Origin of the sequence: Streptomyces sp. H27-D2 (genome assembly GCF_035828615.1) — a bacterium.
GTDB lineage: Bacteria > Actinomycetota > Actinomycetes > Streptomycetales > Streptomycetaceae > Streptomyces.
This window is the reverse complement of record NZ_JAYMZR010000023.1, coordinates 69,125-79,329: the sequence shown is the minus strand read 5'-3', so window position 1 is coordinate 79,329 and position 10,205 is coordinate 69,125. Positions and strand designations below refer to the sequence as shown.

The 10,205-nt window shown below is 69.8% G+C and carries 9 protein-coding genes; 1 reads left to right on the top strand and 8 read right to left on the bottom strand.

Going from position 1 to position 10,205, the window contains the following annotated elements; translation table 11 throughout:
* The 7 genes from QMK28_RS12160 to QMK28_RS12130 all read right to left on the bottom strand — a co-directional run.
* Window positions 1-1,718: NADH-quinone oxidoreductase subunit G (locus QMK28_RS12160; protein ID WP_326437105.1), on the bottom strand; the 1,718-nt coding region annotated here is incomplete at its 3' end.
* Window positions 1,715-3,088 carry an NADH-quinone oxidoreductase subunit NuoF gene (gene nuoF / locus QMK28_RS12155; protein ID WP_326437104.1) on the bottom strand — a complete coding sequence of 458 codons (1,374 nt, stop codon included), beginning with the start codon at window positions 3,086-3,088 and terminating at the stop codon, window positions 1,715-1,717. The genes QMK28_RS12160 and nuoF, both read right to left, overlap by 4 nt.
* Entirely contained in the window at window positions 3,088-3,942 is an 855-nt protein-coding gene (gene nuoE, locus QMK28_RS12150; protein WP_326437103.1) for an NADH-quinone oxidoreductase subunit NuoE, read from the bottom strand. Before nuoE ends, nuoF begins: the two co-directional genes overlap by 1 nt.
* On the bottom strand, window positions 3,939-5,279 hold the full coding sequence (locus QMK28_RS12145; protein ID WP_326437102.1) for an NADH-quinone oxidoreductase subunit D: 1,341 nt from the start codon (window positions 5,277-5,279) through the stop codon (window positions 3,939-3,941). The genes nuoE and QMK28_RS12145 overlap by 4 nt, the downstream gene beginning before the upstream one ends.
* On the bottom strand, window positions 5,279-6,085 hold the full coding sequence (locus tag QMK28_RS12140; RefSeq protein WP_326437101.1) for an NADH-quinone oxidoreductase subunit C: 807 nt from the start codon (window positions 6,083-6,085) through the stop codon (window positions 5,279-5,281). Before QMK28_RS12140 ends, QMK28_RS12145 begins: the two co-directional genes overlap by 1 nt.
* Window positions 6,082-6,654, bottom strand: a complete 573-nt coding sequence (locus tag QMK28_RS12135; protein WP_326437100.1) for a NuoB/complex I 20 kDa subunit family protein — start codon at window positions 6,652-6,654, stop codon at window positions 6,082-6,084. The genes QMK28_RS12140 and QMK28_RS12135 overlap by 4 nt, the downstream gene beginning before the upstream one ends.
* A 9-nt stretch (window positions 6,655-6,663) precedes the next feature.
* On the bottom strand, window positions 6,664-7,023 hold the full coding sequence (locus QMK28_RS12130) for an NADH-quinone oxidoreductase subunit A (protein ID WP_326437099.1): 360 nt from the start codon (window positions 7,021-7,023) through the stop codon (window positions 6,664-6,666).
* Window positions 7,024-7,724: 701 nt separating this feature from the next.
* Here QMK28_RS12130 and QMK28_RS12125 point away from each other — a divergent pair.
* Window positions 7,725-8,564, top strand: a complete 840-nt coding sequence (locus QMK28_RS12125) for a C40 family peptidase (RefSeq protein ID WP_326437098.1) — start codon at window positions 7,725-7,727, stop codon at window positions 8,562-8,564.
* Window positions 8,565-8,720: 156 nt separating this feature from the next.
* Here the strand turns inward: QMK28_RS12125 and QMK28_RS12120 are convergent, their stop codons facing one another.
* Window positions 8,721-10,037, bottom strand: a complete 1,317-nt coding sequence (locus tag QMK28_RS12120) for a geranylgeranyl reductase family protein (RefSeq protein WP_326437097.1) — start codon at window positions 10,035-10,037, stop codon at window positions 8,721-8,723.
* Between the last annotated feature and the right edge of the window lie 168 nt (window positions 10,038-10,205).

The following is a 10,205-nucleotide window of genomic DNA, read 5'->3' as shown; positions in this document are numbered from 1 at the left end:
ATCTGGCCGGTGTCGCGGCCGTGCCGGTGCGGGAGTTCGGCCAGGCCCCAGGCCGCGGCGACCTCGTCGCGGGCCCGCGGGTCGGTGCCGGGCCGGCCGCCGGGCAGCAGCCCCGGCAGGGCCCCCGCCTCGATGGCGCCCCGCTCGCCCGCGCGGCGCGGAATCCACACCAGCTCCGCGCCGGTCGCGCTCGCGGCCCGTACGGCGGCGGTCAGCGCGCCCGGCACCGCGGCCAGTCGCTCGCCGACGATGATCACCGAGCCGGCGGTCCGCAGCGCGTCCGCCGCGAGGCGGCCGTCCCCTTCGAGGCCGCTGCCGGCCGCGAGCGCGTCCAGCCACTCGGTCTCGGTCCCGGGGGCGGCGGGCAGCAGCGTGCCGCCGGCCTTCGCAAGGCCGCGGGTCGCGTGCGTGGCGAGCGCGAAGGTGCGCTGGCCGTGCACCCGGTGGGCCTTGCGCAGCCGCAGGAAGACGCCGGGGGCCTCCTCCTCCGCCTCGAAGCCGACGAGCAGGACGGCCGGGGCCTTCTCCAGCGTCGTGTTGGTCAGCCCGGCGCCGTCCAGGTCCCGGCCGCGACCGGCGACCCGGGAGGCCAGGAAGTCGGCCTCCTCGCCGCTGTGCAGCCGGGCGCGGAAGTCGATGTCGTTGGTGTCGAGGGCGACCCGGGCGAACTTGGCGTACGCGTACGCGTCCTCGACGGTCAGCCGGCCACCGGTGAGGACACCGGTCCTGCCGCGCGCCCCGGCGAGTCCGGCGGCAGCGGCTGCCAGCGCCTCCGGCCAGCTCGCGGTCTCCAGCTCACCGCTCTCGGCGTTGCGCACCAGCGGGTGCGAGAGCCGGTCGGGGCGCTGCGCGTAGCGGAAGCCGAAGCGGCCCTTGTCGCAGACCCACTCCTCGTTGACCTCCGGGTCGTCGGCCGCCAGCCGGCGCATGACCTTGCCGCGCCGGTGGTCGGTACGGGTCGCGCAGCCGCCTGAGCAGTGCTCGCACACGCTCGGCGAGGACACCAGGTCGAACGGGCGGGAGCGGAACCGGTAGGCGGCCGAGGTGAGCGCGCCGACCGGGCAGATCTGGATGGTGTTGCCGGAGAAGTACGACTCGAAGGGGTCGCCCTCGCCGATGCCCACCTGCTGGAGCGCGCCGCGCTCCAGCAGCTCGATCATCGGGTCGCCGGCGATCTGGTTGGAGAACCGGGTGCACCGCGCGCACAGCACACAGCGCTCGCGGTCCAGCAGCACCTGCGGGGAGATCGGCACCGGCTTCTCGAAGGTCCGCTTGAGACCCTCGAAGCGGCTGTCCGCCTGGCCCGCCGACATCGCCTGGTTCTGCAGCGGGCACTCGCCGCCCTTGTCGCAGACCGGGCAGTCCAGCGGGTGGTTGATGAGCAGCAGCTCCATCACCCCGCGCTGGGCCTTCTCGGCGACGGGCGAGGTGATCTGCGACTTGACCACCATGCCGTCGGTGCAGGTGATGGTGCAGGAGGCCATCGGCTTGCGCTGGCCCTCCACTTCGACGATGCACTGCCGGCAGGCGCCGGCCGGGTCGAGCAGCGGGTGGTCGCAGAAGCGCGGGATCTCGATGCCGAGCAGTTCGGCGGCGCGGATGACCAGGGTCCCCTTGGGGACCGAGATCTCGATGCCGTCGATCGTGAGCGACACGAGGTCTTCGGGCGGCACCGCCGCCGCGCCACCTCCGGAGGGAGCGCTCGTGGTGACTGTCATGCGTTCACCTCCAGGTGAGCGGGGTTCGGGCCGTCGGCCCAGACGGTGGACGCGGCCGGGTCGAAGGGGCAGCCCTTGCCGGTGACGTGCTGCTCGTACTCCGCGCGGAAGTACTTGAGCGAGGAGAAGATCGGGCTGGCCGCGCCGTCGCCCAGGGCGCAGAACGACTTGCCGTTGATGGTGTCCGCGATGTCGTTGAGCTTGTCGAGGTCGTTCATGGTGCCCTTGCCGGCTTCGATGTCGCGCAGCAACTGGACGAGCCAGTAGGTTCCTTCGCGGCAGGGAGTGCACTTGCCGCAGGACTCGTGGGCGTAGAACTCGGTCCAGCGGGTGACGGCCCGCACCACACAGGTCGTCTCGTCGAAGCACTGGAGCGCCTTGGTGCCGAGCATCGAGCCGGCCGCGCCGACGCCCTCGTAGTCGAGGGGGACGTCGAGGTGCTCGTCGGTGAACATCGGGGTCGAGGAGCCGCCCGGCGTCCAGAACTTGAGCCGGTGGCCGGGTCGGATGCCGCCGCTCATGTCGAGGATCTGCCGGAGCGTGATGCCCAGCGGGGCCTCGTACTGGCCGGGGTTGACGACGTGCCCGCTCAGTGAGTAGAGCGTGAAGCCCGGGGACTTCTCGCTGCCCATCGAGCGGAACCACTCCTTGCCGCGGTGCAGGATCGCGGGCACCGAGGCGATGGACTCGACGTTGTTCACCACGGTGGGGCAGGCGTAGAGGCCGGCGACGGCCGGGAAGGGCGGTCGCAGCCGGGGCTGGCCGCGGCGGCCTTCGAGCGAGTCGAGCAGCGCCGTCTCCTCACCGCAGATGTAGGCGCCGGCGCCCGCGTGCACGGTGATCTCCAGGTCGAGGCCGCTGCCGAGCGCGTCGGGCCCGATATACCCAGCCTCGCGGGCTTCGCGTACGGCCTCGTGCAGCCGGCGCAGCACCGGCACGGTCTCGCCGCGCAGGTAGATGAAGGCGTGGTGGGAGCGGATCGCGTGGCAGGCGATCACCATGCCTTCGATGAGCGAGTGCGGGTTGGCGAAGAGCAGCGGGATGTCCTTGCAGGTCCCGGGCTCCGACTCGTCGGCGTTGACGACGAGGTAGTGCGGCTTGCCGTCGCCCTGCGGGATGAACTGCCACTTCATGCCGGTGGGGAAGCCCGCGCCGCCGCGGCCCCGCAGCCCCGCCGCCTTCACATAGGCGATGACGTCGTCGGGGTCCATCGCGAGCGCCTTGCGCAGCCCCTGGTAGCCGTCGTGCCGCCGGTAGGTCTCCAGCGTCCAGGAGTCGGGCTGGTCCCAGAACTCCGAGAGGACGGGCGTGAGCAGCTTCTCCGGGCCGGTGTCGTTCTCGTTCTTGTTCATGTGAGCGGCCACGGTCATCACTCACCCTCCTCGGCAGTGGGACCGGCCGGGTGGTCGGGATCGGACGCCGAGGTCTGCTGCGGGGCGTCGTGCGAGCTGGGGTGGGTCGGCGGAGCCTGGCCGCCGGGAGTGTCCTTCGGCTCGCCGGCCGGCGCCGCGCGCGGTGCGACGACGCGGCCGGGGGCGGCCTCGCCCCTGGCCAGCCGCAGCCCCACCAGGGAGGCGTGGCCCGCGCCGCCGGTGGCCGCGACGGCGCCGGGGCGCTCGTCGGGGAAGCCGGCCAGGATGCGGGCGGTCTCCTGGTAGGTGCACAGCGGAGCGCCGCGGGTCGGCTCGATGGTCGGGCCCTCACCGGCGCGCAGGTCGTCGACGAGCCGCTTGGCGGACGCGACGGTCTGGTTGTCGAAGAACTCCCAGTTGACCATCACGACGGGCGCGAAGTCGCAGGCCGCGTTGCACTCGATGTGCTCCAGCGTGACCTTGCCGTCCGCGGTGGTCTCGTCGTTGCCGACGTCCAGGTGCTCCTTGAGCGCGTCGAAGATGGCGTCGCCGCCCATCACCGCGCACAGGGTGTTGGTGCACACCCCGACCTGGTAGTCGCCGGAGGGCTTGCGCCGGTACATCGTGTAGAAGGTCGAGACCGCGGTGACTTCCGCCGTGGTGAGGCCGAGCACTTCGGCGCAGAACCGGACGCCGGTGCGGGTGACGTGCCCTTCCTCGGACTGTACGAGGTGCAGCAGCGGCAGCAGCGCGGAGCGGCTGTCGGGGTAGCGGGCGATCACCTCCTGGGCGTCCGCTTCGAGCCGGCCGCGTACCTCGGCCGGGAAGTCGGGGGCGGGGAGTTGCGGCATCCCCAAGCTGACGTCCCTCATCGGTCGACGCCTCCCATGACGGGGTCGATGGACGCCACTGCGACGATGACGTCGGCGACCTGGCCGCCCTCGCACATCGCGGCCATGGCTTGCAGGTTGGTGAACGACGGGTCGCGGAAGTGCACCCGGTAGGGACGGGTGCCGCCGTCGCTGACGGCGTGCACCCCCAGCTCGCCCTTGGGCGACTCCACGGCCGTGTAGGTCTGTCCGGCCGGGACCCGGAAGCCCTCGGTGACCAGCTTGAAGTGGTGGATCAGGGACTCCATCGAGGTGCCCATGATCTGCTTGATGTGGTCGAGGGAGTTGCCCAGACCGTCCGGGCCCAGCGCGAGCTGGGCGGGCCAGGCGATCTTCTTGTCGGCGACCATCACCGGTCCGGGACGCAGCCGGTCCAGGCACTGCTCGACGATCCGCAGCGACTGCCGCATCTCCTCCAGGCGGACCAGGAAGCGGCCGTAGCTGTCGCAGGTGTCGGCGGTCGGCACCTCGAAGTCGTAGTTCTCGTAGCCGCAGTACGGCTGCGCCTTGCGCAGGTCGTGCGGCAGGCCGGCGGCGCGCAGGATCGGTCCTGTGGCGCCGAGCGCCATGCAGCCGGCCAGGTCGAGGTAGCCGACGTTCTGCATCCGGGCCTTGAAGATGGGGTTGCCGGTGGCGAGCTTGTCGTACTCCGGCAGCGCCTTGCGCATCTTCTTGATGAAGGTGCCGATCAGGTCGACGGCGCCGGGCGGCAGGTCCTGGGAGAGCCCGCCGGGGCGGATGTACGCGTGGTTCATCCGCAGCCCGGTGATCAGCTCGAAGATGTCCAGCACCATTTCGCGGTCCCGGAATCCGTAGATCATGATCGTGGTGGCGCCGAGCTCCATACCGCCGGTGGCGATGGCCACGAGGTGCGAGGAGATCCGGTTCAGCTCCATCAGCAGCACGCGGATGGTCTCCGCGCGCTCCGGGATCTGCTCGGTGATGCCGAGCAGCTTCTCCACGGCCATGCAGTACGCCGCTTCGTTGAAGAACGGCATGAGGTAGTCCATGCGCGTGACGAAGGTGGTGCCCTGCGTCCAGTTGCGGTATTCGAGGTTCTTCTCGATGCCGGTGTGCAGGTAGCCGATGCCGCAGCGGGCCTCGGTGACCGTCTCGCCGTCGATCTCCAGGATCAGCCGGAGCACACCGTGGGTGGACGGGTGCTGGGGGCCCATGTTGACGACGATCCGCTCGTCGTCGGACCTGGCCGCGGCCTGGGCCACCTCGTCCCAGTCGCCGCCGGTGACGGTGTAGACCTTGCCCTCGGTCGTCTCGCGCGGTGCCTTGGGCGCGGAGGGGTGGGCTTGTGAAGTGCTCATCAGGAGTACGACCTCCGCTGGTCCGGAGCCGGGATCTGGGCGCCCTTGTACTCGACGGGGATGCCGCCGAGGGGATAGTCCTTGCGCTGCGGGAAGCCCTGCCAGTCGTCCGGCATCATGATCCGCGTCAGTGCCGGGTGGCCGTCGAAGACGAGGCCGAAGAAGTCGTAGACCTCGCGCTCGTGCCAGTCGTTGGTCGGATAGACCATGACGATCGACGGGATGTGCGGGTCGGCGTCGGGGGCGCTCACCTCCAGCCGGATCAGCCGGTTGTGGGTGATCGAGCGCAGGTGGTAGACGGCGTGCAGCTCGCGGCCCTTGTCGCCCAGGAAGTGCACGGCGCTGACGCCCGTACACAGCTCGAAGCGCAGCGCCGGGTCGTCCCGCAGGGTCTGGGCGGCCTGCGGGAGGTACTGCCGCTCGATGTGGAAGGTCAGCTCGTCGCGGTCCACGACGGTCTTCTCGATGACGTTGCCGGGGACGAGCCCCTGCTCCTCCAGAGCGCCTTCCAGCTCGTCGGCCACCTCGTCGAACCAGCCGCCGTAGGGGCGGTTGGCGGCGCCGGGGAGGGTGACGGTGCGGATCAGGCCGCCGTAGCCGGAGGTGTCGCCGCCGTTGTCAGCGCCGAACATGCCCCGGCGGGTGCCGATGGCCTCGCCGGTGTCGCGCTGGCCGGGGAGCCCGGAGTCCGGGGCGGCGGTGCCGGCGTCGCCCGCGCTGCCGCCGTTGCCAGCGCTCCGCTTGCCATCGCCCTTATTAGTGGCGTTGCCCTTATTACTGTCGTTCTGCTTGCTGTCGTCACTCATCGCAGCGACCCTCGCTTTCCGGGGACGAGCGGCATGTCGATGGTGGGGAGCGCCTTCATCGCGGCGGCCTCGGCCTCGCGGGCCGCCTCGACGCGGTTGACCCCGAGCTTTTCGCCCTGGATCTTCTCGTGCAGCTTGAGAATCGCGTCCAGCAGCATCTCGGGACGCGGCGGACAGCCGGGCAGATAAATATCGACCGGGACGATGTGGTCAACGCCCTGCACGATCGCGTAGTTGTTGAACATGCCGCCCGATGACGCGCAGACGCCCATCGAGATGACCCACTTGGGGTTCGGCATCTGGTCATAGACCTGCCGCAGGACCGGCGCCATCTTCTGGCTCACCCGGCCGGCGACGATCATCAGATCCGCCTGCCGCGGCGAACCGCGGAAGACCTCCATGCCGAACCGCGCGAGGTCGTACCGGCCCGCGCCGGTCGTCATCATCTCGATGGCGCAGCAGGCGAGGCCGAACGTCGCCGGGAAGACCGACGACTTGCGCACCCAGCCCGCGGCGTTCTCGACCGTCGTCAGCAGGAATCCGCTCGGGAGCTTTTCTTCAATGCCCATGTGTGGCCCCTAGTCCCATTCCAGGCCGCCACGACGCCATACATAGGCGTAGGCGACGAAGACGGTAAGCACGAAGAGGAGCATCTCCACGAGCCCGAAAAGCCCCAGGGAGTCGAAGGTGACCGCCCAGGGATAGAGGAAGACGATCTCGATGTCGAAGACGATGAAGAGCATCGCTGTCAGGTAGTACTTGATCGGGAAGCGACCGCCGCCTTCCGGCTGCGGTGTGGGCTCGATGCCGCACTCGTAGGCTTCCAATTTGGCGCGGTTGTAGCGCTTTGGGCCGATGATCGAGGCCATGACGACGGAGAAGATCGCAAAGCCTGCCCCGAGGGCACCCAGTACAAGGATGGGCGCGTAGGCGTTCACCGTCCTTGCTCCCTTCAGTCGGCATTGACTGGCTGGCGGACCACGTCGGACGAGTGCCCGCCGCACGAAGATCACTTCTATGTGAGGCAGTTCACAAGCCCGAACCGCCTGCATCTTATGCCTGTCGCCCTGTGATCTGCGACACGGGATGGGACTGCGTCTTTGTGATCTCCACCACCTGGTGAACGATCATGAAGCCGGATGGGCAGTGATCTTGACACGTGAAGCGGCCGGGCGGTCACGCGAGGTGACATTCAAGGGTGTCGTCGCTGGTGGGAGGCGTGCGGCACTATCAAGCCGTGGTCTGTGCACGCAAATTGGCGATGGACGGAACGGCCTGATAGGGCGACGCCACCCACACGCGTGACACCTCCGCCGGGCCCTGGATTTACGAGCGGGACCGCCGATTCACCAGTGGGGCTCTCAAGCGCCCTGAGGCAGTGAGCTATCCCACGCGAATCCGCCGAGAAACCCGGCCCCCGCCGTACAACCTTGGCCGGGGCAGTGCGAAGGTGGTAGGCGCCCCCAGGAGCCACGCCAAGCCTCAAAAGCCATGCGTAGGCACATGATCGCGAAATTCGGGCACCCCCCGGCCGGCCTTGGCAGGGTCGAAGGGCCCCCATTTCTGCCGTGTGCACGTCAACTGTGTCGCAGGTCACTTTAGTTGAACGCAACCGTCCGCTCCTGATAGCCGTTGTGCCATGCCCCAGACCGCTCAGATACCCAGCCGCCGGAAGCCCCGCCGTACCGCTTCGACGTGGGTACTCCGCACGGGCGTTGCCGGTGGCGTCCTCAGCACCCTCGCGGTGACCGGTGCGGCGTCCCCCGCGTCCGCCCATGAGGCCGTCTCCGAAACGCTCGAAATGCCCACCGTCAGCGCCACGCTCTCGGACACCGCCGAGCAGTCGGCCGACGCCACCCAGCAGGCCGCGCTCACCTATGAGCTGCGCGCCCAGCAGGACTCGGCCGCCGACCAGGCTCAGGCCAGTGCCAAGAAGGCGAAGCAGGAGGCGGAGCGCAAGGCCGAGGCCGAGCGCAAGTCCGCAGCCGCGAAGAAGGCCAAGGAAGCCAAGGAAGCCAAGGCCGAGGAAGCGCGTGAGCGGGCTTCTCGCTCCTCCGAGCGCACCTCGCTGTCCTCAGCCTCCGCTCCGGCCTCCGCGGGCTCCTCAGCGTCTTCCAGCGCCACCGGCAGCGCCGCCTCCATCATCAGCTTCCTTGAGGCCCAGGTCGGCAAGCCGTACGTGATGGGCGCCACCGGCAGCGCCGCGTACGACTGCTCCGGCCTCACCCAGGCCGCGTTCCGCACGGCGGGCATCGACCTCCCCCGCGTCTCGCAGGACCAGTCGTCGACCGGCACCCAGGTCTCCCTCGACTCCCTGCAGCCGGGCGACCTGCTCTTCTGGGGCGGCGTCGGCAGCGCGTACCACGTGGCCGTCTACGTCGGCGGCGGGCAGTACATCGACGCGGCCAACCCGAGCAAGGGCGTCGTCAAGCAGAGCCTGAGCGACTGGCCGCCGACTTCGGCGACGCGCGTTCTGTAGTCCTTCTGGGGCTCGCGGACCTGCCGTCCTTCGTGGACGGCCGGCACGGATCGATCAGCACGGATCGACCAGCGCTGAACAACGACGAGGCCGCCACCGGGATTCCGGTGGCGGCCTCGTCGTTGTGGTGCGTACGTACGCGCTATCGCCCGGCCGTCACGAGTTCGGCGCGACCTTGCTCAGCCCGTTGATGATCCGGTCCATCGCGTCGCCGCCGGTCGGCTCCGTGAGGTTGGCGAGCATCTTGAGCGTGAACTTCATCAGCACCGGGTGGGTGAGGCCGCGCTGGGTCGCGATCTGCATGACCTTCGGGTTGCCGATGAGCTTCACGAAGGCGCGGCCCAGGCTGTAGTAGCCGCCGTAGGTCTCCTTGAGCACCTTCGGGTAGCCCTGGAGCGCCAGCTCGCGCTGGGCCGGGGTCTGCCGGGCCTGCGCCTGGACGATGACGTCCGCCGCGATCTGGCCCGACTCCATCGCGTAGGCGATGCCCTCGCCGTTGAACGGGTTCACCATGCCGCCCGCGTCGCCGACCAGCAGCAGGCCCTTGGTGTAGTGCGGCTGCCGGTTGAAGGCCATCGGCAGCGCCGCGCCCCGGATCGGCATGGTCATGTTCTCCGGGGTGTAGCCCCAGTCCGCGGGCATCGAGGCGCACCACGCCTTGAGCACCTCGCGCCAGTCCAGCTCCTTGAAGGCGCTGCTGCTGTTGAGGATGCCGAGGCCGACGTTGCTCGTGCCGTCGCCCATGCCGAAGATCCAGCCGTAGCCGGGCAGCAGCCGGTCCTCCGCGCCGCGCCGGTCCCAGAGCTCCAGCCAGGATTCGAGGTAGTCGTCGTCGTGCCGGGGCGAGGTGAAGTACGTCCGTACGGCCACGCCCATCGGGCGGTCCTCGCGGCGGTGCAGGCCCATGGCGAGCGAGAGCCGGGTGGAGTTGCCGTCGGCGGCGACGACGAGCGGCGCGTGGAAGGTGACCGGGGTCTTCTCCTCGCCGAGCTTCGCGTGCACGCCGGTGATGCGGCCGCTGCGGTCGTCGATGACGGGCGCGCCGACGTTGCAGCGCTCGTAGAGCCGGGCGCCGCCCTTCTGGGCCTGCCGGGCGAGCTGCTCGTCGAAGTCGTCGCGCTTGCGGACGAGTCCGTAGTTCGGGTAGGCGGCGAGCTCCGGCCAGTCGAGCTGGAGCCGGGAGCCGCCGCCGATGATGCGCAGGCCCTTGTTCCGCAGCCAGCCCGCCTCTTCGGAGATGTCGATCCCCATCGAGACGAGCTGCTTGGTGGCACGCGGGGTCAGCCCGTCGCCGCACACCTTCTCGCGCGGGAAAGCGGTCTTCTCCAGCAGCAGGACGTCGAGCCCGGCCTTGGCCAGGTAGTACGCGGTGGTGGAGCCGGCGGGACCGGCCCCGACGACGATGACATCGGCCCTGTACTCGGACAGGCTGCGCTCGGAGTCGACGCTTTTCGCGGTGTCGGTCTCGGTCACGGCGGGGTCTCCCGAAGACTCGATATCTATGTGCAGCTATGTGCTGGTCGCACCTGGCACGGGACAGAAGCAGTCTATGCAGCCGTATGGCGGGGTCCGGGGAGGGCTGCCCTTGTGCGGGGTCGGGGCCGGTTCGGTACTGGTCGGTGGGCGGTCCGTGGGCGGTCG